At 63.5% G+C, this 20,556-nt stretch carries 18 protein-coding genes; 7 read left to right on the top strand and 11 right to left on the bottom strand.

The genetic code is table 11. The features are described from left to right. Positions 1-160: 160 nt before the first annotated feature. The 5 genes from CXY80_RS10535 to CXY80_RS10515 all read right to left on the bottom strand — a co-directional run bounded on the left by CXY80_RS10535 (position 161) and on the right by CXY80_RS10515 (position 5,358). Positions 161-1,000 (bottom strand): methyltransferase domain-containing protein, encoded by an 840-nt coding sequence (locus CXY80_RS10535; protein ID WP_104132490.1) that lies wholly within the window; start codon positions 998-1,000, stop codon positions 161-163. Positions 1,001-1,033: 33 nt separating this feature from the next. Further along, entirely contained in the window at positions 1,034-2,710 is a 1,677-nt protein-coding gene (locus tag CXY80_RS10530; protein ID WP_104132489.1) for a ubiquinol-cytochrome c reductase cytochrome b subunit, read from the bottom strand. Next, the gene (locus CXY80_RS10525; RefSeq protein WP_104132488.1) at positions 2,707-3,780 is read right to left on the bottom strand and encodes a ubiquinol-cytochrome c reductase iron-sulfur subunit; all 1,074 of its coding nucleotides are present in this window, start codon (positions 3,778-3,780) and stop codon (positions 2,707-2,709) included. Before CXY80_RS10525 ends, CXY80_RS10530 begins: the two co-directional genes overlap by 4 nt. 95 nt (positions 3,781-3,875) lie before the next feature. Continuing rightward, on the bottom strand, positions 3,876-4,691 hold the full coding sequence (locus tag CXY80_RS10520) for a cytochrome c (RefSeq protein WP_092448619.1): 816 nt from the start codon (positions 4,689-4,691) through the stop codon (positions 3,876-3,878). 37 nt (positions 4,692-4,728) lie between these two features. Beyond that, complete coding sequence (locus tag CXY80_RS10515; protein WP_233195253.1) at positions 4,729-5,358, bottom strand: heme-copper oxidase subunit III; 630 nt, start codon at positions 5,356-5,358, stop codon at positions 4,729-4,731. Positions 5,359-5,501: 143 nt separating this feature from the next. Here CXY80_RS10515 and trpD point away from each other — a divergent pair, with 143 nt between their 5' ends. Further along, positions 5,502-6,554 carry an anthranilate phosphoribosyltransferase gene (gene trpD / locus CXY80_RS10510; RefSeq protein ID WP_092448618.1) on the top strand — a complete coding sequence of 351 codons (1,053 nt, stop codon included), beginning with the start codon at positions 5,502-5,504 and terminating at the stop codon, positions 6,552-6,554. Between the two features lie 28 nt (positions 6,555-6,582). On the opposite strand, the gene glpK is transcribed toward trpD, so the two are convergent. Both glpK and CXY80_RS10500 read right to left on the bottom strand, forming a co-directional pair. Further along, a complete protein-coding gene (gene glpK, locus CXY80_RS10505; RefSeq protein WP_092448617.1) occupies positions 6,583-8,097 on the bottom strand; it encodes a glycerol kinase GlpK in 1,515 nt (504 codons plus the stop codon). A 92-nt stretch (positions 8,098-8,189) separates the two neighbouring features. After that, entirely contained in the window at positions 8,190-8,936 is a 747-nt protein-coding gene (locus CXY80_RS10500; RefSeq protein ID WP_092448616.1) for an MIP/aquaporin family protein, read from the bottom strand. 238 nt (positions 8,937-9,174) lie between these two features. On the opposite strand from CXY80_RS10500, the gene dhaK reads away from it, so the two are divergent. The 4 genes from dhaK (at position 9,175) to CXY80_RS19120 (ending at position 11,857) form a co-directional block, all read left to right on the top strand. Further along, positions 9,175-10,176 (top strand): dihydroxyacetone kinase subunit DhaK, encoded by a 1,002-nt coding sequence (gene dhaK, locus CXY80_RS10495; protein ID WP_092448615.1) that lies wholly within the window; start codon positions 9,175-9,177, stop codon positions 10,174-10,176. Between the two features lie 12 nt (positions 10,177-10,188). Further along, on the top strand, positions 10,189-10,854 hold the full coding sequence (gene dhaL / locus CXY80_RS10490; RefSeq protein WP_092448614.1) for a dihydroxyacetone kinase subunit DhaL: 666 nt from the start codon (positions 10,189-10,191) through the stop codon (positions 10,852-10,854). A gap of 2 nt (positions 10,855-10,856) precedes the next feature. After that, entirely contained in the window at positions 10,857-11,570 is a 714-nt protein-coding gene (gene dhaM, locus CXY80_RS10485; RefSeq protein WP_233195252.1) for a dihydroxyacetone kinase phosphoryl donor subunit DhaM, read from the top strand. Between the two features lie 65 nt (positions 11,571-11,635). After that, on the top strand, positions 11,636-11,857 hold the full coding sequence (locus tag CXY80_RS19120; RefSeq protein WP_134495584.1) for a hypothetical protein: 222 nt from the start codon (positions 11,636-11,638) through the stop codon (positions 11,855-11,857). A 40-nt stretch (positions 11,858-11,897) separates the two neighbouring features. Here CXY80_RS19120 and CXY80_RS10480 read toward each other — a convergent pair whose 3' ends face one another. From CXY80_RS10480 to CXY80_RS10465, 4 genes are all read right to left on the bottom strand, one after another. After that, positions 11,898-12,239, bottom strand: a complete 342-nt coding sequence (locus CXY80_RS10480; RefSeq protein WP_146070718.1) for a pyridoxamine 5'-phosphate oxidase family protein — start codon at positions 12,237-12,239, stop codon at positions 11,898-11,900. 461 nt (positions 12,240-12,700) lie between these two features. Further along, a complete protein-coding gene (locus tag CXY80_RS10475; protein WP_104132485.1) occupies positions 12,701-15,319 on the bottom strand; it encodes an AMP-binding protein in 2,619 nt (872 codons plus the stop codon). A gap of 363 nt (positions 15,320-15,682) precedes the next feature. Continuing rightward, entirely contained in the window at positions 15,683-18,067 is a 2,385-nt protein-coding gene (locus CXY80_RS10470) for an excinuclease ABC subunit UvrA (protein ID WP_104132484.1), read from the bottom strand. Between the two features lies 1 nt (position 18,068). Then, on the bottom strand, positions 18,069-18,833 hold the full coding sequence (locus CXY80_RS10465; RefSeq protein ID WP_092448609.1) for an SDR family oxidoreductase: 765 nt from the start codon (positions 18,831-18,833) through the stop codon (positions 18,069-18,071). A 192-nt stretch (positions 18,834-19,025) separates the two neighbouring features. Here CXY80_RS10465 and CXY80_RS10460 point away from each other — a divergent pair, with 192 nt between their 5' ends. Together CXY80_RS10460 and CXY80_RS10455 are read left to right on the top strand one after the other, a co-directional pair. Then, a complete protein-coding gene (locus CXY80_RS10460; RefSeq protein WP_092448608.1) occupies positions 19,026-19,511 on the top strand; it encodes an NfeD family protein in 486 nt (161 codons plus the stop codon). Continuing rightward, positions 19,504-20,553, top strand: coding sequence for an SPFH domain-containing protein (locus tag CXY80_RS10455; protein ID WP_104132483.1), 1,050 nt, complete (start codon positions 19,504-19,506; stop codon positions 20,551-20,553). The genes CXY80_RS10460 and CXY80_RS10455 overlap by 8 nt, the downstream gene beginning before the upstream one ends. Positions 20,554-20,556 lie beyond the last annotated feature (3 nt).

Below are 20,556 nucleotides of genomic sequence, written 5' to 3'. Positions count from 1 at the left end.
GACCGATACCGATCTGCTGCTGCTGGCAGGTCGATATCGTCGTTTAACGTTCGGCCACGCCGTGTCAGGGCAGGTGCATGTTTTGGTCAGGCTGTGACAGCGCCGGGCAGTCTCCGGGCCGGGGCGTACCAGCGCAGGTCAATGTCCCGGTCGGGCTGTGTCAGCGCGGGTCCGTGGCGCGGCGCCGAAACCCGAAGATGTCGAATGCGATCGTCACGTCCTGCGCCGAAGCGGGGGCCGGCTCATGACCCGTCGGTGCAGCGTGGTGCGACGACGGTCCCATGCCGATGAGCGAGGCCACCTCGGCCACGCAGAGCGCTACGGTTTGTTCGAGGTGCTGGGCACTCTCCAGGGCGAACCAAGCCGCGAGGCTGGCTTCGAGGTGCGCGGCCTTGTCAGCCTGCATCTCCACGGCCAGGCCGGCCCGCCGGAGCTCTCGCAAATGCGTCGGTCGAGGGACCACCACGAGCAGCAGCCCGCCAGGTCGGAGAACGCGATGGAATTCCGCAGCATTGCGGGGCGCGAAAACGTTGAGGATGACATCGACCGACGCGCCCTGCACGGGCAGCGGGGACCAGACATCTCCTACCAGCCCGTCGATGCGGTCATGCGAGCGGATGGTTCGGCTCACCGCAGTGGGGGAGAGGTCCATGCCGAGCGCCCGGACGTCCTCGCCTAGGGGCAATGCCTCGCGCAGATAGTAGCCGGTACCGCAGCCTACGTCCAGAATACGTCGGGGATGCTCGGGGGAAATGACGGCGCGAATGGCGGCCTGGAGCGGCTTGTACCAGCCGGCTGCGAGGAAACTGTCGCGGGCATCGAGCATGGCTGCGCTGTCGCCGATGAACTTGGGCGGGCCGGTGAGGAGGTTGATGAAACCGCGCTTGTTGACGTCAAAGGAATGCCCCGTGCTGCATCCCAATCGGAGTGCGCCCGTCGGAGCGAGGGGCAGAAAGCAGTTCGGGCACCGAAGCCACTCCGATAACGTCTGGAGTGACATCGATGCCCGATCTGTGGTGGTGCCTGAAGAGCGCTACTTATCGGTGATCGCCGCCTGGTGTTCATGGTCGGTGATCGCTGAGGGGTGGTCGCCATGAGCGCGATTCAGCTCGGTCTGCGTGACCGGAGTGATCCGGTCTTCGAAGAACCAGCGGGACAGTCCGGCGCGAACTTTCTCGGCGGGGCCGATCTTGCCCTGGGCGTTGGGCCGAAGCATGAGCGGCTTGAAGTCGCTGTAACTCACCAGCTTCCAGCGCTCGTACTCATCGACCGGCTGGTGCACTTCGACGAACTCGCCGCCGGGCAGTCGAACGATGCGGCCTGACTCGTAGCCGTGCAGTACAATCTCGCGATCTTTCTTCTGCAACGCGAGGCAGACGCGCTTGGCGATGAAGAAAGCCAGAATCGGTCCCAGCAACGTTGTGGCCTGGAGGGTGTGGATAACACCTTCCATGGTGAGGTGGAAATGCGTGGCCATGATGTCCGACGAGGCTGCCGCCCAGAGTGAGGCGTAGAACGTGACGCCGGCAGCACCGATAGCGGTGCGGGTCGGGGCGTTGCGCGGACGATCCAGTACGTGGTGCTCGCGCTTGTCCCCGGTGATCCAGGCTTCGATGAAGGGGTAGACCATGACGGTGACGATGAATAGTCCGACCACGGCCAGTACGACCACGATGTTGAGCGAGTAGGTGTGGTTCAGCCACACGACCTCCCACCCCGGGGGAATCAGGCGCATGGCGCCGTCAGCGAAACCGATATACCAGTCGGGTTGAGTACCGGCAGACACCGGTGACGGGTCATACGGACCATAATTCCAGATCGGGTTGATCGTGAATAGGGACGCGATCAACATGACGACGCCGAAGACGATGAAGAAGAACCCACCCGCCTTGGCAGCGTACACGGGGAGCACCGGATATCCGACCACATTCTGGTTGGTGTGTCCGGCCGCCGGGTACTGGGTGTGCTTGTGCACGACGACGAAGAGGAGGTGCATCGCGATCAACGCGACGATGATCGCCGGCAGCAACAGGATGTGCAGCGAGTACAGCCGTCCGACTATATCGGTGCCGGGGAATTCGCCGCCGAAGAGCAAGAAGGAGGTCCAGGTTCCGATAACCGGGATGCCCTTGACCAGACCGTCGATGATGCGCAGGCCGTTACCGGAGAGCAGGTCGTCAGGGAGGGAGTAGCCGGTGAATCCTTCAGCCATTGCGAGGATGAATAGGATGAACCCGATGACCCAGTTCAGCTCGCGCGGCTTGCGGAACGCACCGGTGAAGTAGATCCGCAGCATGTGCAGCCCGATGGCGGCGACAAACAGAAGAGCTGCCCAGTGGTGTACCTGGCGCATGAGCAGGCCGCCGCGAATGTCAAACGAAATGTCCATGGTCGACGACATCGCTACCGACATCGGGATGCCCTTGAGCGGCGCGTAGGAACCGTCATAGACGACCTCCGCCATGGAAGCCTGGAAGAAGAAGGTCAGGAAAGACCCGGACAGCAGGATGATAACGAAGCTGTAGAGCGCAACTTCGCCTAGGAGGAAGGACCAGTGGTCAGGGAAGATCTTGCGACCAAGTTCTTTGACCGCGCCAGAGATGCTTGTGCGCTCGTCGATGTAGTTGGCGGCCGTGGCGGTGAAGCCACCGGTCTTCTTCGCCCCGACGGTTTGATCCCCAGCAGATTCGCGGGTGTTTACGGTTGTCATGCTCGCTCCCAGAAACTCGGGCCGACTGGTTCAGTGAAATCGCTCTGCGCGATCAGGTAGCCCTCAGCGTCCACGGCAATCGGGAGCTGGGGTAGTGCCCGCTTCGCCGGTCCGAAGATGACCTTGCAGTGGTTCTCAACGTCGAACTGCGACTGGTGACACGGGCAAAGCAGGTGATGGGTGTGCTGTTCATACAGTGCCACCGGGCATCCTACGTGGGTGCAAATCTTTGAGTACGCCACGATGCCCTGGTAGGACCAGGTCTTGCGTTCCTTTGATTCTACCAGGTCCGCTGGGTCCATACGAATTAGGAGGACGGCTGCCTTGGCCTTTTCTTCCAGGCGACCATGCTCCATCTCGGACAGCCCTTCCGGTATGACGTGGAAGGACGATCCCAACGTGACATCCGAGGCCTTGATCGGTGTGCCGCTCGGGTCCATGGTCAGGCGGACACCCTTTTTCCACATGGTTTCGTTTAGAAGGTCGACGGGGTTCTGGTCCATCGGACCGAGCCCGCGGAACAAGACAACGGCAGGCAGCGGGAAGACGACGAGCGCGCCGATCAGGCTGTTACGAATGAGCGTGCGACGACCGAAGCCGGATTCTTCATTTGCCTGCTGAAATATCTCCACGGCGCGGGCCCGAACGGGTTCGGTTCCGCGAACCGGGTGGCGTTCGTCAACGCCTTCATGATCACTCATGAGGGCCTTGCCCCAGTGCACAGCACCGATACCGATGGCGAGTAACGCGAGGCTGAGCCCAAGACCGATGAACAGGTTGTTCAGGCGTACGGATCCCGGATCTTCCGGGACGATGGGAAAGGCCATGTAGGCGGCGATCGCGAAAACACTACCCACGATGGAAACGTAGAACAACGTGTAGACAGCGCGCTCCGCTTTGCGCTCTTCCTTGTGGTCAAGGTCGGTGATGCGCGGACGATGCGGTGGGAACCCCGGGTTGACCAGGGAATCCCGTGTGACGACGGCGGTGCTTGCGGCGATTGGAGCAAGCGAGTCGCCAGGCGAGTCGGCGGCGGTTACGTCCTCCGCGCCGTTATCGTCCTTGACCATTGTTCTCCTTTGTGGGCTGTGAAAATACTCTGCGCGCTCGTGCTGCGCGGCGTTCGGGTGAAACGGGGGAACTGGTCAAGACCGATTCCCGGTCATCAGTTGGATTTTGCGGTGATCCACACGGTCAGGGCCACGATTGCGCCCAGCCCGAAGATCCAGATGAAGAGGCCCTCAGCCACCGGCCCCAGGGAACCAAGTGCTAAGCCGCCCGGAGACGGGTTGTCCTCGACGTACTTGAGGTAGGTGATGATGTCGCGCTTATCTTCCGGCGTGATGTTCATGTCGTTGAAGACGGGCATGTTCTGCGGGCCGGTGATCATGGCCTCGTAGATGTGCTGCGCCGACACGTTCTCGATCGCGGGGGCGAACTTACCCTCGGTCAGGGCGCCGCCGGCGCCGGCCACGTTGTGGCACATCGCGCAGTTGATGCGGAACAGCTCTGCGCCGTTTGCCGCATCGCCAGCAGCAGCGTCGAGCAATTCAGCCGCCGGAATTGCGGGGCCGGGAGCCAGCGAAGCAACGTAGGCCGCGAGAGCTGCGATTTGCTCAGACGTGAACTGCACCGGCTTCTTCTGTGCCTGCGGGCCCTGCATCTGCATGGGCATCCGTCCGGTGCCGACCTGGAAGTCGACCGACGCTGCGCCGACTCCGATCAGGCTGGGGCCTTCTGTGGAACCCTGGGCGCTCAGTCCATGGCAGGTTGCACAGTTTGCGGCGAAGAGCTTTTCGCCCTCAGCGATGGTCTGCTGGGAGGAAGCATCTGTTGTCGCAACGGCGGTGCTGGTGCTGAAGGCCGCATAGGCACCTCCGGTGAACAGCAGTCCGATGGCGATGAGGGCAACGCTGGCGAGCGGGTGGCGACGTCCGGTTTTACTTGGTCGGTGTGCTCGAGTCTTTTTGATCGTGGTCATGCTGAAGTAGTCCGCTCCCGTTTCTCAGTAAGAACTTCTATTTAAGAACGTAGATGACCAGGAAGAGCCCGATCCAGACGACGTCGACGAAGTGCCAGTAGTACGAAACCACGATGGCGCTGGTGGCTTCCTTGTGTCCGAAGTTCTTGACCGCGAAACCGCGCCCAATAACGAGAAGGAAGGCGATCAGGCCCGCCGTCACGTGAATTCCGTGGAAGCCGGTCGTGATGTAGAAGGCTGAACCGTAGGCGTTGGAGGAGAGTGAGATTCCCTCGGACACCAGCGTGGCGTATTCGAACACCTGGCCGGTGACGAAGATCGCGCCGAGGGCGTAGGTGAGGAAGAACCACTCGACCATGCCCCACTCGCTCGGCTTCCAGCCGGTCGACCGGGCCTGCAGCCGCTCGGCGGCAAACACCCCGAACTGGCAGGTCACCGACGAAGACACCAACACGAGTGTGTTGATCAACGCAAAGGTGAAATTGTGCTTGTCCGCCTCGAAGAGCCAGAGCTCGGAAGAGGTCGAACGAAGTGTGAAGTAGATGGCGAAGAGCCCCGCGAAGAACATCACTTCGCTGCCCAACCACACAATGGTGCCCACAGCCACGCTGTTAGGCCGGTTCACAACGGGCGCACTCGCCGTCTGAGTAATTGAGGTGCTGGTCACCCATCTATTATGGCTGATATTCCCCCAAGTTTTTCTCAATCTGCCATGCAAGTGACCTTTTATGCCCGATGGAGTGGTTCTTTTCCCGGGTGGTTTCGTTGTGAATTCGGGCGAGTCGGGCCCGTTCTCCTAAGATCGAAAACATGCTCGAATCCCAGACTTGGCCAAAGATTTTAGATTCCCTCCTGTCCGGTCGGGACCTGAGCGTGGCAGACGCCGCATGGAGCATGGAACGGATCATGCTCGGCGAGGCCAGCCCCTCCCAACTCGGAGCCTTCCTGGTCGCTTTGCGGGCCAAGGGAGAGACCGTCGATGAGATCGTCGGTTTTCGGGATGCCGTGCTGGAGCATGCCATTGAACTCCCCGTCAATCCGATGGCGCTCGACATTGTCGGAACCGGCGGCGACCAGTTCGGCACGGTCAACATTTCGACCATGGCCTCGATCGTCTGTGCGGCGGCCGGCGTGCCGGTCGTCAAACACGGAAACCGGGCAGCCAGCTCAGCTTCCGGGTCGTCAGACGTACTCGGTGAACTCGGCATTGACCTGTCGCGAGACGCCGCTCGGGTAGCGCAAGTCTTTGAGGAGACCGGAATTACCTTCGCTTTTGCGGCGGCCTTTCACCCGGGCTTTAGGCACGCAGCCCTCACCCGGAGCGAATTGGGCATCCCCACCGTGTTCAACTACCTCGGCCCCCTGTGCAATCCGGCCAGGCCGGAGGCATCCGCTGTCGGAGTGGCGAACCTGGATCGGGTTCCCCTCTTCGTCGGCGTGTTTCAGACCCGCGGTGCCACGGCCCTTGTCTTTCGCGGTGACGACGGGCTCGACGAGCTGACCACGACCGGGCACAGCCACATTTGGGAGGTCTCCCGCGGCCTCGTAACCGAACATGACATTGACCCGCGTGACCTCGGCATCAAGCGGGCGCAGATCGGCGACCTGGTTGGTGGCTCCCCACGGCACAACGCCGATGTCGTGCATTCCGTGCTGGCCGGCAATCAGGGACCGATTCGGGACATCGTGCTGCTCAACGCCGCAGCCGGACTCGTCGCCTTCGATCTCGCCAACGATCCCGCTCAGGTGCAGGTTGCGATTTTGGATCGTTTTCGCAGCAAGCTGGTCGTGGCCGCCGAAGCGATTGACTCCGGTGCGGCCACGGCCAAATTGTCCGCCTGGGTAGCGGCGACCCGGATCTGACCCCGGCCGCCGTACACTCGGTCGCCCGCTACAACACGTCCTCGTCGACCCAACCGAACGTCTTGGTGACGGCCTTCTTCCAGTTGCGCAGCTGACGGTTGCGTTCCTCGTCGTTCATCTGGGGCGTCCAGCGGCTGTCCTCCTGCCAGTTGGTGCGCAGCTCGTCGAGCCCGCTCCAGAATCCGACGGCGAGGCCGGCCGCGTACGCAGCGCCCAGGGCGGTCGTCTCGGCGACGACGGGGCGCACCACGGGAACACCGAGAATATCGGCCTGGAACTGCATGAGGGTGTTGTTGGCGATCATGCCGCCGTCGACCTTGATCTCGGTCAGGGGGACACCGGAGTCGGCATTGACCGCGTCAATCACCTCCCGAGTCTGAAATGCTGTCGCCTCGAGCGCTGCCCGGGCGATGTGCCCTTTATTGACGAACCGGGTCAGGCCGACGAGCGCGCCGCGGGCATCGGCTCGCCAGTAAGGCGCGAACAGGCCGGAGAACGCCGGCACGAAATACGCACCGCCGTTGTCGTCGACCGTTTTGGCGAGATCCTCGATCTCGGCGGCGGAACTGATCATGCCGAGGTTGTCCCGCATCCACTGCACCAGGGAACCCGTGACCGCGATTGAGCCTTCCAGGGCATAGTGCGGTGCTGCATCGCCGAGCTTATAGCCGAGCGTCGTGAGCAGCCCGTTCTTCGAGTGCACGATCTCGGTGCCGGTATTGAAGATCAGAAAGTTGCCGGTGCCGTAGGTGTTCTTCGCCTCGCCCTGGTCGAAGGCCGCCTGACCAAAGGTTGCGGCTTGCTGGTCGCCGAGGATGCCGGCAACGGGAACTTCCCGCAGCAGGCTCGAGGTGTGGGCTGTTCCGTAGACCTCCGATGAGGAACGAATCGACGGGAGCATCGACCGGGGCACGTCGAAGATGGCGAGGATCTCGTCGTCCCACTGCAGCGTTTCGAGGTCCATGAACAGGGTGCGACTCGCGTTGGTGACGTCGGTCGCGTGCACTCCGCCGTCGACACCGCCGGTGAGATTCCACAGTACCCAGGAGTCGGTGGTGCCGAACAAGAGGTCGCCGGCATCCGCTTTCGCGCGCGCGCCCTCGACGTTTTCAAGGATCCAGACGATCTTGGTGCCGGAAAAATAGGTGGCCAGCGGCAGGCCGACCTTCTGCTTGAAGCGCTCGACACCGCCGTCCGCGGCGAGGCGGTCGACAATGGGCTGGGTGCGGGTGTCCTGCCAGACGATGGCGTTGTACACCGGAATACCGGTGGTCTTGTCCCAGACGACGGCTGTCTCGCGCTGGTTGGTTATGCCGATGGCCTTGATATCGTGGCGGGTCAGATTGGCCTTGGACAGCGCCTGGCCAATAACCTCGCGGGTGTTGTCCCAGATTTCCTTCGGGTCGTGCTCGACCCACCCGGCCTGCGGAAGAATCTGCTCGTGCTCCAGCTGCCCGGTCGAGACAATCGATCCGGCCTTGTCGAAGATGATGGCGCGGGAACTGGTGGTTCCCTGGTCGATCGCAAGAATGTAGTCAGTCATGGGTCAGTGTCCTCCTTGAAATTGGTGCGAGACGTGCGGGTGGCGGCAAAACGGGCCGATTCTCACGAAGGGAACCGGCCCGTGTGGGCCGGTTAAGAGACGAGAAGGGGAAGAAGTGCCGTTGCGGTCCAGCCGGCGAGCAGGCCGCCGATGACCGGTCCAACTACCGGAACCCAGGAGTAGGACCAATCAGAGCTGCCCTTGCCCTTGATAGGCAGGATGAAGTGGGCGATACGCGGTCCGAGGTCACGAGCCGGGTTGATGGCGTAGCCGGTGGGCCCGCCGAGTGAGGTGCCGATCACGATGACGAGAATGGCCACGGGAAGGGCTCCGAGCGCTGCGAGACCGCCGGACTCACCCTGACGACCGCCGCCGAAGGCGATGACGACGAAGACCAGCACGAAGGTGCCGATGATTTCGGTGACGAGGTTCCAACCGTACGAGCGGATGGCCGGCCCGGTGGAGAAGACACCGAGCTTGTTGGCCGGTTCGGGCTCGGCGTCGAAGTGCTGTTTGTAGGCCAGCCAGCACGCGACAGCGCCCAGGATGGCGCCGAGCATTTGGGCTCCGATGTAGGCGAGCACGGAGACGACGTTGACGGGAACACCCATGCCGAATTCCGTGGCGCCGTTGGCGACCAGTCCGAGGGTGACGGCGGGGTTCAGGTGCGCCCCCGAACGGTAGGCGACGGTGACACCGGCGAAGACCGCGAAGCCCCAACCGATGGTGACCATGAGAAACCCCCCGCCGAGGCCCTTGTTTTTGGCCAAGGCGACGTTGGCGACGACGCCCGTTCCGAGCAGAACCAGCATTGCGGTGCCCACGACCTCCGAGATCATTACAGCTCCGATATTGTCCACGAGAACCTTTCTGGTCAGGCCGGGGATGCAGAAGCTGCCCCTCTACGGTGAGCGGATGGCATCAACATAGCGCGCGGTGTCATCGAGGGGAATAGGCTGTTCGAGTTGGCCTCGACCCTTTCCGTGCGTGATCGATGCGTGTAGGTTGATCGTGGGAAAATGCGCTTGGGGCGAAGCGTCCGATCAATCCGTGGCACCACCGAGTGAATGGCTGGTCATGAAGAAGCTCATCAACGATCCGAAGAACGTCGTCAACGAGGCCGTCGCCGGGTTCGAGACGGCGCACGCCGACATCGTGCGGGTCTCGCACGATCCTATTTTCATTGTGCGAGCGGATGCACCTGTGAAGGGCAAGGTCGGAATCGTCAGCGGTGGCGGCAGCGGACACGAACCGTTGCACGGCGGATTCGTCGGTTTCGGAATGCTCGACGCAGCCGTTCCTGGGCCGGTTTTCACGTCCCCAACACCTGACCCGATCCTGGCCGCAACGCAGGCGGTCGACGGCGGAGTGGGGGTGCTGCACATCGTGAAGAACTACACCGGGGACGTGCTGAATTTCGAGACCGCAGCCGATCTCGCATCCGCTGAAGGAATTGAGGTTCGCACGGTCATCATCAATGATGACGTCGCGGTGAAGGACTCGCTCTATACCGCGGGACGCCGCGGTGTGGCCGGAACGGTGCTGGTCGAGAAGATCACCGGGGCCGCTGCTGAACGCGGCGATGACCTGGCTGCTGTCGTTGCCGTGGCCGAAAAGGTTAATTCACGGGTACGCACGATGGGGGTGGCGTTGACGCCGTGCGTGGTGCCGCACGCCGGCGAGCCGAGCTTCGTGCTCGCTGACGACGAGATCGAGATCGGCATCGGAATCCACGGTGAGCCCGGCCGGGAACGCATCAAGCTCGAGCCGGCCGATGCCATCGTCGACCGCCTGCTCATGCCCATTTTGGAGGACCTGCCGTTGGCCAGCGGCGACCAGGTGCTGCTGTTGGTCAACGGCATGGGCGGCACGCCGCTGGTGGAGCTATACATCGTGTTCCGGCGCGCGGTCGCAGTACTGCACGAGCGGGGCATCACTGTGTCGCGTTGCCTCGTGGGCAACTACACGACGAGCCTCGAAATGGCGGGGGCGTCGATTTCCGTGCTGCAGCTGGATGCAGAGTTGACCGCCCTCTGGGATGCACCGGTGCAGACGGCCGCGCTACGGTGGGGACGATAGAAGGAGGCGCCGATGAGCCCGGACGCAAGAACAAACTCGGACCTGGATACCGCCTGGACGGTGCGGTGGATTCGGCGCAGCGCAGAGGTGTTGGCCGCCGAGCGCGCCGCGTTGAACACGCTCGATCGTGACATCGGCGACGGCGATCACGGCGAAAACATGGATCGTGGTTTTCAGGCGGTCCTGCCCAAACTCGATGGTCTGGCTGACGATGCGACCCCGAGTACCGTACTCAAGTTACTCGCCACCACGCTCATCTCCACCGTCGGCGGAGCCGCCGGGCCACTGTACGGCACCGCGTTTCTGAAGGCCGCCGGCGCAACTGCTGCCGTGGGCACTCTCGACGGTATGGCGCTCGTCGCCCTCCTGACGGCGGCCAGGGACGGCATCGTCCTGCGCGGCAAGGCCGGGGCGGGGGACAAAACCATGATCGACGCCTGGAGCCCGGCCGTCGATGCGGCCCAGGCCGCGCAGTCGGCGGGCGGGAGCGCACCGGCCGTGCTGACAGCGGCAGCGGATGCCGCAGCGCGGGGCGCCCAGGACACCGAACCGCTCGTGGCGCGGAAGGGCCGAGCGAGCTACCTCGGTGAGCGGGCGATTGGTCACCGGGATCCGGGCGCACAGTCGACGGCGCTACTGCTACGCGCCGCGGTCGACGCGACCCGGGTGACGGAGTGAGCGTGCCGGCATCCGCTGACCGGGTTGGCCTGGTTTTCGTCTCGCACAGCGCGAAGATCGCGGCGGGACTGGTTGAACTGGCCCGTCAGATGGCACCGACCGTGCGACTCGTCGCTGCCGGTGGCACCGACGAGGGCACAATCGGAACGAGCTTCGATATGATCACGACGGCACTGGCCGAGGCGGAGGGTGGCGCCGGTGTGGTGATTTTGTGCGATCTTGGCTCGGCCATTCTGACCGCGGAAATGGCCCGCGATTTTCTCGACCAGGCGAAGCAGGATCAGGTACAGATTGTGGATGCTCCGCTCGTCGAAGGTGGGGTTGCGGCGGCGGTCGCCGCGGAAATCGGGGGAGATCTCAAGGCCGTCGTGGCAGCCGCGCGCTCTGCACTTCAGCCGGCCCACGCGGGCGAGCCTAGTGCCGATGCCGATGCCGGGACCGCAGATCCAGCCGAGGCTGGGGAGATCTCCCGCACCGTGATCCTGGTGAACAGGGACGGTCTGCACGCTCGTCCGGCGGCGGAATTCGTGAGCCTCGCGAGCACCTTCGCGGTGCCCCTCACTGTGAACGGCACGGACGCGACGAGCCTGCTCAGCATTATGTCGCTCGGGCTGGCCCGGGGGAGTAGCGTGCACCTGGCCTCGACCGACCCCGCGGCCGGGCCCGCAATCAGCGCCCTCGCGGCCCTGCTGGAATCCGGATTCGGCGAGGCCTAGCTCGGCCTGCACGTTTCTCCTACCAGCTGCGCGCCTTTTTGTCCAATCGGGCGTATCGTAATGGCATGATTCAGGACAGGAAAACCCCACGCGGTCCGGAACAGTGGGGTGCAACCGATTTCCGGTCGTGCCCGATCTGCGGTCATGCGATGCGTGAACACACCATCGACCACTCGTCGCGAAACACGGTGGTCAATTGTCCGGTGCCCCACCCCGGGGCCTGGGATCGTGACGCGTTCGAACCGGTTAATGAATTCGGCATGGTCATGCACCATGCGCACGCCTGATCCGCAATTCTGATTGCGCGGCCAGCTCGCTGTCACTGGCTCAGTGCCGGCGAACGGATGCGGGAACTTCCGTTCCATCCGCCGTCAACGGTGAGGCAGCTGGTGCGCCCCATCCGGTCACCACCGGGACCACTCCGGCCCAGACCGCGTGGTTTTCGCCATCGTCGACGGCCTCGCTCGGTGCACCACTGCGCATCTTCATGCTCATCTCGGTGAGGGGTCTGCACAGCACGACGGTCGCTGCCAGTTCGCGGCGCGTCATCGGGCGCACTTCTTCACTGCGGCCGGGCATGAGCCGTTCGGAGAGAACGAGCAGCTCAACGGCGACGGATACTTGGTCAGCACCCAGGGAGCGCCGACGCGCGTGGCCGTTCTGCTGCACGGGGGAACCCTCGCGGCGCCAGCGCGACCGATGGTGGACGCGGGTCAGCAGCATCCGCTTGATGTGCTGGATTTGATACCAGGATACCCGTCGACCCGAAGATTGTCGGGGCGGCCTTGGACGGCCGCGTGGCGCCTGGCCGCCGCGAGACCCATTCCACAGACCGAACCACCCCTGCAGGGCACCCTGGCTCTGCGCGCGGAAATCGCCGACCACCTGAGGCACGCCAGGGGAGTGCTGTGTGAGGCCGAGGACATCGTCGTCACGGCTGGCACGAGTGAAGCACTCACTCTCGTGGTCCTGGCGCTGCGGAAACATCTGGAGTCCGGTGCAGGAAAGGATTCCGCTCGAGCACCGCCTCTGGCTCGTGGCAACTCATGTCTTGGGAGCGAAATTTCCCGCTCCCCTCCGCTGCCCATCGATTCATGCTCGGTTGGCTCGATCCGTTGATGTCAAGCGGTTCAACTTCGGATTGCAAAGTGGTTTCGGCTCCTCAAGCCTGTGGTGGCAGCGTAATTGAATGCTCGGCCGACCAGGCGATACAGGTACCACGCGGCGACGCCGATGGCTAGGGACGAGACCGTTCCGAACCAGGGGGCACTGGCCTCCCAAGTCGGGTAGACGACCCAGTGGGTGAGGTAGATGAACAGGGATGCGCTGGCCAGTAGTCGAACGGCCGGAACGAGGGTGCGCGGCATCCGCAGCCGTTCCACCCAGATCAGCAACAGTATTCCGGCCACCACAACAGCTTCGCGTGCTGGATCCCCGAAAAATCCGATCGTGGCGACGATCGCCGCTGACGATGCCGCCACACGCTTCCAGTTATTGTCGGCCCGGGCGATGACCCAGCCGAGCACGAGAGACCAGAGCACGGTGAACGGGGTGTATCGTTCAATTCCTTCTGCCTCGATGCCGACGAGTGCGAATCGGGTCGTGACGGCTGCCGTGAACAGGGCGATCGGGAACGTCCACGGGTGCCGTCGTTCGAGGCGGTCGATCGGGCGAATTAGGAACATTGCCGCAAAGCCGAGCATGGTCCAGACGGCGGCCTCGAGAAACCAGAATTGCCATTGCTCGTTCCACTTGCCGTCGCCGGGGACGAGGTGGTTGACCAGCAGCGCTGTGGTCCAGGTGTACTTGCCGGTGAGCACGGCGACGGCCCCTATCCACAGCGTGGCCGGAATCGCGATCTGGGCTGCGCTTCTGAGCAGGCGGCGAACGCGCGTGGCCCCCGCAACGTCGGCGAGCTGAAACCTGGCCAGGTTGTATCCGGCGACGGCGAGCAGCAGGTGTGCGCCGCCCTGCACAGTGATCAGGTCGGCATGGGTGCCGACGATCAGCACGATTGCGAGTGCGCGGAGAACGGCGGGAGTCTCGACCCGGGGAAAGCGGGCCTTCCACGCTCCGACTGTCGCCGCTCCATGCTTCGCCGTTTCGCCCACGGCCGTGCTGTCAGCTTGTGGGGGAGGGCCGTCGGCCGAGGACGCGAGGTTCCGGGCCGATTGTGCTGGCCAATCCCGCGGCAACGCCCCGAGCAACGCCTCCAGCCGTAGAGCCACCTCGACGTAGCTCAACGAATCCCCGCCGAGCCCGGCGAAAGTGTCGTCGATGGTCGCGTCTGGGCGCCCGAGGAGCACGATGAACAGGTTACGGATCATGTCGGAGGTTGCGACCTGCCCGGGGTTTGCTGCTGTCGACGCCTTCTGGGCGTCGACCATCTGGGCATAACGGATGAGCGAGACAAGGTCGGGCTTGCCGCTGGCTGTGTGAGGAAACTCGCTAACCGTGTAGACGTGTATAGCGTGCGTGGGGATTCCGAGTAGCACTGCGGTGCGGGTTCGGGCCCTGTCGACGTACCGGGCCGCACGGATGAATACGAGCAAGCGTTCTCCGGTGCTTGCCGTACGGGCTTCGATTCCTTCCTCGGCGAGGAGGCGTTGGACGGAATCGAGGTCGACCCGGAGCCCATACACCTTCACGAATCGGTTTAGCCGTCCGACGACCTCGAACATGCCGTCCTCGCGGTGCCGGGCGAGATCGCCGGTGCGAAGCTCGTGGACCGTGCGCCCCAAAGCGAAGTCGGCCGGTGTCTCGGCGTAGCCGAGCATGACGTTGGGGCCTTCGTAGACGAGTTCGCCGACGTCCGCTCCCACCTTGGCATCGATGCGCAGGTGACCTCCAGGGATGGGGCGGCCGATGCTGCCGGCGGCGTGGTCGGCGAGCTCCGCGGGGACGTACGCCATCCGCGCAGTGGCCTCTGTCTGCCCGTACATCACGAAGAATTCGAACCCGCGACGCTCACCGAGGCGTGCGAAGCGGCGCACCGCTTCTGGGGCGAGGCGGCCGCCGGCTTGGGTGAGGTAGCGGATGCTCGCTGGCAACCGATCCGTGAAATTGCCCGCCTCGAGAAGCTCGAAGGTGTAGAGTACGCCCGCGAAAGAAGTGATCCGATGCATCCCGGCCTCGTCCCAGAACGCCGCGTCGGCCACCGATCGCTCGGTGAGGACGACGCTCGCTCCCGACACGAGGTGGCTGTTCAGGACCGAGAGGCCGTAGCAGTAATGCATCGGCAGCGTGGTTGCTGCCCGGTCTGCAGGCGTGAGACGCAGGTACGCCGCAATGGCTTGTGCGTTGCTCAGCAGGTTTTGCCGGGACAACCGAACGAGCTTCGGCGACCCGGTGGACCCGGAGGTGCTCACCAGCATGGCTAGGTCGTCGGAGAAGCTGTGCGTGGATCCAGGCCGCATCTCCCGCAGGGCCGGGCCGTCCCCGTCGCGGACGGCAATGACGTCAGGGTCGAACCGTTCAGCCAGTGACGCGCGATGAGTCCGTGATGCTTCATCGTCACCCGGTACGACCAGAAGCACCGGGTGGCCACCTTCCAGAGCTGCAAGGTAGGTAACGATCGGCTCGACGGCATTTGCTGCCTCCAGCATCACGAGTCGGCGGACACGACCAAGCTCGAGACGGCGTATGGCGACCATCCTGGCCAGCTGGGCGTAGCTGAGGTCTCCACTACCGGTGACGAATGCGACGTCGTCGTCTGAGCCATTCAGGAGGGTCAGTCGTGGTGCGGGCATAGTGTGGAGCACAAGAATACTTTCGAACGGTGCGCAGGGGCTGGTTAGGTAAGGATACCCTACATAGTAGGAAACCGCACAGACCGCGGAAGTTCAACTCGCCACTGAACCCGTGTCTACAAACGGGGGCCAGGCTAAAATCGTTGACCTCCAGCTGATGCGAACTTGGATCATACTGCGCATTCCTCTCCGTGATCGCGGACGGTATGCGGCGACGGTGGTTGCTTGGAATAATGACTCCTATCGAGTCTGACTTGACATAATGTGCATTATCAGTCACATGCCCGAGAGTGCCCGAGAGTGCCCGAGAGTGGTGTCCGGCCCGCCGAACTGCGGGCCGGACACCACATCGGTAACGCCGGATCAGGCGCCGACGTAGGCTGCCAGGTGCTCGCCGGTCAGCGTTGAATGCCCGGCCACGAGATCGGCGGGCGTTCCCTCAAAGACGATTCGGCCGCCGTCGCGCCCGGCGCCGGGACCCAGGTCGATGATCCAGTCGGCGTGCGCCATGACCGCCTGGTGGTGCTCAATCACGATGACGGACTTACCGGAGTCAACCAGCCGATCCAGCAGTCCGAGCAGATTCTCAACGTCGGCAAGGTGCAGGCCGGCGGTCGGCTCGTCCAGAACGTAGACATCGCCCTTGTCGGCCATTTGCGTGGCGAGCTTGAGCCGCTGCCGCTCACCGCCGGAGAGTGTCGGCAGCGGCTGGCCGAGGCTGAGGTAGCCGAGGCCGACGTCGGCGAGCCGGCAGAGAATTGCGTGCGCCGCCGGAATGCGTGACTCCCCCGCACCGAAAAACTGCTCGGCCTCGGTCACCGACATCGCCAGCACCTCACTGATGTCGCGCCCATTGAGGTGGTAGTCTAGGACGGATGCCTGAAACCGCTCGCCCTCGCATACCTCACAGGGGATGGCGACACCCGCCATGATTCCCAGGTCGGTGTAGATGACGCCGGCGCCGTTGCAGTTGGGGCAGGCGCCCTCGGAATTGGAGCTGAACAACGACGGCTTCACGCCGTTGGCCTTCGCGAATGCCTTGCGGATCGGCTCGAGCATGCCGGTGTACGTCGCCGGGTTGCTGCGCCGCGACCCCTTGATCGTGCCCTGGTCGACGGTCACCACACCGTCCCGGCCCGAGACCGATCCGGTGATCAGCGAACTCTTACCGGACCCGGCCACACCGGTGAGCACGGTGAGCACACCGAGCGGAATGTCGACATCGACGCTCTGCAGGTTATGGGCGCTGGCGCCACGAACCGGCAGGACACCCGACGGTGCACGCACGGTCGATTTGACGGCGGCGCGGTCATCCAGATGCCGACCGGTCAACGTGCCGCTGGTTCGAAGTCCGGCGAGAGAGCCCTCGAAGACCACCTCGCCGCCGTCCGAACCAGCACCCGGCCCGAGGTCGATGACGTGGTCGGCGATCGCGATCATCTCCGGCTTGTGCTCCACCACCAACACCGTGTTGCCCTTGTCGCGCAGCTGGACGAGCAGGGTGTTCATGCGCTGGATGTCGTGCGGGTGCAGTCCGATGGTCGGTTCGTCGAAGACATAGGTCACGTCGGTGAGTGAAGATCCGAGATGACGGATCATCTTGGTACGCTGCGACTCACCGCCGGAGAGCGTGCCAGAGGCCCGGTCAAGGGACAGGTAACCCAGCCCGATCTGCACGAAGGAGTTCAGCAGGCGCTCCAACGCGGTAAGCAGCGGCGCGACGGACGAGTCGTTCAGGCCAAGAACCCACTCGGCGAGGTCGCTGATCTGCATCCCACAGGCATCCGCGATGCTGATTTCGTTGATCGTCGACGATCGCGCGCCCTCGTTCAATCGGGTGCCGTTGCAGTCGGGGCAAACGGTGAAGGTCACGGCACGCTCCACGAACGCTCGAATGTGGGGCTGCAGCGAGTCAACATCCTTGGTGAGCATCGACTTTTGGATCTTGGGAATCAGGCCTTCGTAGGTGAGGTTGATGCCCTCGATCTTGATCTTGGTCGGCTCCTTGTGAAGGAGGTCTGCGAGTTCCTTCGTGGTGAAGTCCTTGATCGCTCTGTTGGGGTCGAAGAAGCCGCAGCCATTGAAGATGCGGCCAAACCAGCCGTCCATGCTGTAGCCGGGGATGGTCAGTGCGCCCTCGTTCAGGGATTTGGTGTCGTCGTAGAGCGCGCGGAGGTCGATATCGGTGACCGATCCCCGCCCCTCGCAGCGGGAACACATGCCCCCGGTGATACTGAAGCTGCGGCGTTCCTTGACGGTCTGTCCCCCGCGTTCGATCGAAACGGCGCCCGCTCCATTGATCGAGGCGACGTTGAACGAATACGCCTGGGGTGAGCCGAGGTACGGGTTGCCGAGTCGGCTGAACAGGATGCGCAGCAGGGCGTTGGCGTCGGTGGCGGTACCGACGGTGGAGCGCGCGTTGGCCCCCATCCGCTCCTGGTCGACGATAATGGCCGTCGTCAGCCCATCGAGCACATCGACGTCTGGCCTGGCCAGGGTCGGCATGAAGCCCTGCACGAAGGTGCTGTACGTTTCGTTGATCATGCGTTGCGACTCGGCAGCAATGGTGCCGAACACTAGTGAGCTCTTGCCCGAGCCGGACACGCCCGTGAACACGGTCAACCGGCGCTTGGGAATCTCCACGCTGACGTTCTTGAGATTGTTTTCCCGAGCGCCCTGCACACGGATCAGGTCGTGGCTGTCTGCAACCTGCATCTCTGATTCCGGATTCGCCGTGTTCGTGGTCATGCTATTCGCCCGTAAACCCGATCGTTTCGCCCACGTAGCGGGTGTTGCCGACCGGAACCGGCTCAACCGCAGCGGCTACGACCTCCGCCGCGAACTCGCTGACGTTGTACAAGCGACCGGCCGCTTCCTTGCGGGCGCTGAGGGCACCGGGGTTGGACCGCTCGAGCAGTGTCGCCGTGATGGTGCCCTCGATCATGTCGCCGGAGACCACGACAAAGCCGATGCCGGATTCCTCAAGCTGGGGGATCACCGCGCGCAGGGCATCCTCACCGGCACGCTTGCTGCGAGCCACCTGCTCATACTCCGGCATGGTCGGCGTGGTTTTGATGAAGTGCGCCTGGTGGCTGGTGACGTACACGACGCGGGAGTCATCGCCGAGCAGCGGGACCGCTTCGTTGAGCAGGTTCACCTGGGCATCGTGGTTCAACGTCATGGCGTAGTCGGCGGGCATGCCACTCTCCATGCCGCCCGAGGCGTTCATCACCAGAATATCGAGGCCGCCGAATTCGGTGCGAATGGTCTCGAACATCGCGGCGACCGAGGCCGGGTCGGTCAGGTCGGCACCGACCGTGATGGCCGTACCGCCGGCAGCGCGAATGGCGTCGGCGAGTTTATTCGCGCGTGCCTCCTTATTGCGGTAGTTAATGACGACCCTGGCGCCGGCTTCGGCGAAGTACCCGACAGTATCGGCACCGATACCGCGGGAGGAGCCGGTGACGAGTACACGCTTGCCCTCGAGTGATCCTGCTGCAAGTGGATTGGTCACGGGGGCTCCTTTTAGTTTCATGCACGCCGGTAGTCATGCACGTTAGTCATTCACGTCGAATTTAGATGAGGCGGGCATCGACTGCCACACACTCGCCTGTCGACCATATCAAGAAGCACCGGTCGCTCCCCCGGCGTGTTGTCGGTGGCACCTGCTAGTTTCAGAGGAAATGGATTGGGGAAAGTGGCACCCATGGTCGACCTGACTGATTATCTCTGGATTCTGTGGCTCGTCTTCATTCTCGTCGCCGTAACGATCGAGCTCCTGAGCCTGGAATTCACCTTCCTGATGATTTCCATCGGCAGCCTGGGCGGCCTGGCCGCCAATCTGCTCGGTCTGGAGTGGTGGCTGCAAATCGTCGTCGCCGCCGGCCTTTCGGTGCTGCTCCTGCTCACCATCCGGCCGTTCCTGCTGCGTGCCCTGCGCAGGGGCGGCGATCCGGCCTTGAGTAATATCGACGCCCTGATCGGCATGACCGGTCGCGTCGTCGCGACGGTAACCCAGACCAGCGGGCTCGTCAAACTGGCCAATGGTGAAACCTGGACCGCGCGCCTGGTCGGACCGGCCGGTACCACCGACAACGGATCCGTTGATCCCGGACAGGCGATCACCGTGCACCTCATCGAAGGCTCCACCGCCGTCGTCATCTCCGCCGAAAGGACCCAGAATCATGCTTGACCCCGCAGCCTTCATCGGACAGATCTTCGTGTTCGCCCTGCTCGCCGTTTTGGCGGTGTTCGTCATCGTCATTTTGTTGCGCGCCATTCGCATCATTCCGCAGGGCAACGCCGGCGTGGTCGAGCGCCTCGGGAAGTACCACAAGACCCTGCTGCCCGGTCTGAACCTGCTCGTGCCGTTCGTCGACCGGGTGCGTCCCCTCCTCGACATTCGCGAGCAAGTCGTGTCCTTTCCTCCGCAACCGGTCATCACCGAGGACAACCTCGTCGTCTCGATCGATACCGTCGTCTATTTTCAGGTGACGGATGCCCGGGCGGCCACCTATGAGATCAACAACTACCTCGGCGCGGTCGAGCAGCTCACCACGACCACCCTGCGTAACGTCGTCGGTGGACTGAACCTCGAAGAGGCCCTCACCAGCCGGGACAATATCAACAGCCAGCTCCGCATCGTGCTCGACGAAGCCACCGGTAAGTGGGGCATTCGTGTCGGCCGAGTTGAACTCAAGGCCATTGAACCGCCGCACTCCATTCAGGACTCGATGGAAAAGCAGATGCGCGCCGAACGTGACCGCCGTGCGCTCATCCTCACCGCTGAGGGAACCAAACAGTCCGCGATCCTCACCGCCGAGGGCGCCCGCCAGGCGGCCATTCTCGAGGCCGAGGGCGACGCCAAGGCTGCCGTCCTGCGCGCCCAGGGTGAGGCCGAAGCGATCACGACCGTATTCAAGGCCATCCACGATGGCGACCCCGACCCCAAGCTGCTGGCGTACCAATACCTGTTGACCCTGCCTAAGCTCGCCGAGGGAAGCGCCAACAAGCTCTGGATCGTTCCGAGTGAACTCACCGAGGCGATGAAGGGAATCGGCAGCGCGTTCGGTGCTCAACAAGGCGGTGCTCAACAAGGCGGTGCTCAACACAGCGGTCCCCAACAAAACGGCGCACAACAAAACGGTGCCCAGACTGCTGGTGCGAACCCGGCGGATGCTGCCGGCGCGGCGGCACCGGCAGCATCCGCTCCCCCGGTTTCGCCGCAGGGCTAGCCG

It is taken from the genome of Cryobacterium sp. M91 (assembly GCF_002929615.1).
Lineage (GTDB): Bacteria > Actinomycetota > Actinomycetes > Actinomycetales > Microbacteriaceae > Cryobacterium > Cryobacterium levicorallinum.
Note: the sequence above shows the minus strand (reverse complement) of the source record. Positions and strands in the feature narration are given on the sequence as shown.

Coding starts and splice junctions, on each gene's coding strand:
- CXY80_RS10535 (WP_104132490.1), bottom strand. CDS start 1,000: ATGTCACTCCAGACGTTATCGGAGTGGCTTCGGTGCCCGAACTGCTTT.
- CXY80_RS10530 (WP_104132489.1), bottom strand. CDS start 2,710: ATGACAACCGTAAACACCCGCGAATCTGCTGGGGATCAAACCGTCGGG.
- CXY80_RS10525 (WP_104132488.1), bottom strand. CDS start 3,780: ATGGTCAAGGACGATAACGGCGCGGAGGACGTAACCGCCGCCGACTCG.
- CXY80_RS10520 (WP_092448619.1), bottom strand. CDS start 4,691: ATGACCACGATCAAAAAGACTCGAGCACACCGACCAAGTAAAACCGGA.
- trpD (WP_092448618.1), top strand. CDS start 5,502: ATGCTCGAATCCCAGACTTGGCCAAAGATTTTAGATTCCCTCCTGTCC.
- glpK (WP_092448617.1), bottom strand. CDS start 8,097: ATGACTGACTACATTCTTGCGATCGACCAGGGAACCACCAGTTCCCGC.
- CXY80_RS10500 (WP_092448616.1), bottom strand. CDS start 8,936: ATGATCTCGGAGGTCGTGGGCACCGCAATGCTGGTTCTGCTCGGAACG.
- dhaK (WP_092448615.1), top strand. CDS start 9,175: ATGAAGAAGCTCATCAACGATCCGAAGAACGTCGTCAACGAGGCCGTC.
- dhaL (WP_092448614.1), top strand. CDS start 10,189: ATGAGCCCGGACGCAAGAACAAACTCGGACCTGGATACCGCCTGGACG.
- CXY80_RS19120 (WP_134495584.1), top strand. CDS start 11,636: ATGATTCAGGACAGGAAAACCCCACGCGGTCCGGAACAGTGGGGTGCA.
- CXY80_RS10475 (WP_104132485.1), bottom strand. CDS start 15,319: ATGCCCGCACCACGACTGACCCTCCTGAATGGCTCAGACGACGACGTC.
- CXY80_RS10470 (WP_104132484.1), bottom strand. CDS start 18,067: ATGACCACGAACACGGCGAATCCGGAATCAGAGATGCAGGTTGCAGAC.
- CXY80_RS10460 (WP_092448608.1), top strand. CDS start 19,026: ATGGTCGACCTGACTGATTATCTCTGGATTCTGTGGCTCGTCTTCATT.
- CXY80_RS10455 (WP_104132483.1), top strand. CDS start 19,504: ATGCTTGACCCCGCAGCCTTCATCGGACAGATCTTCGTGTTCGCCCTG.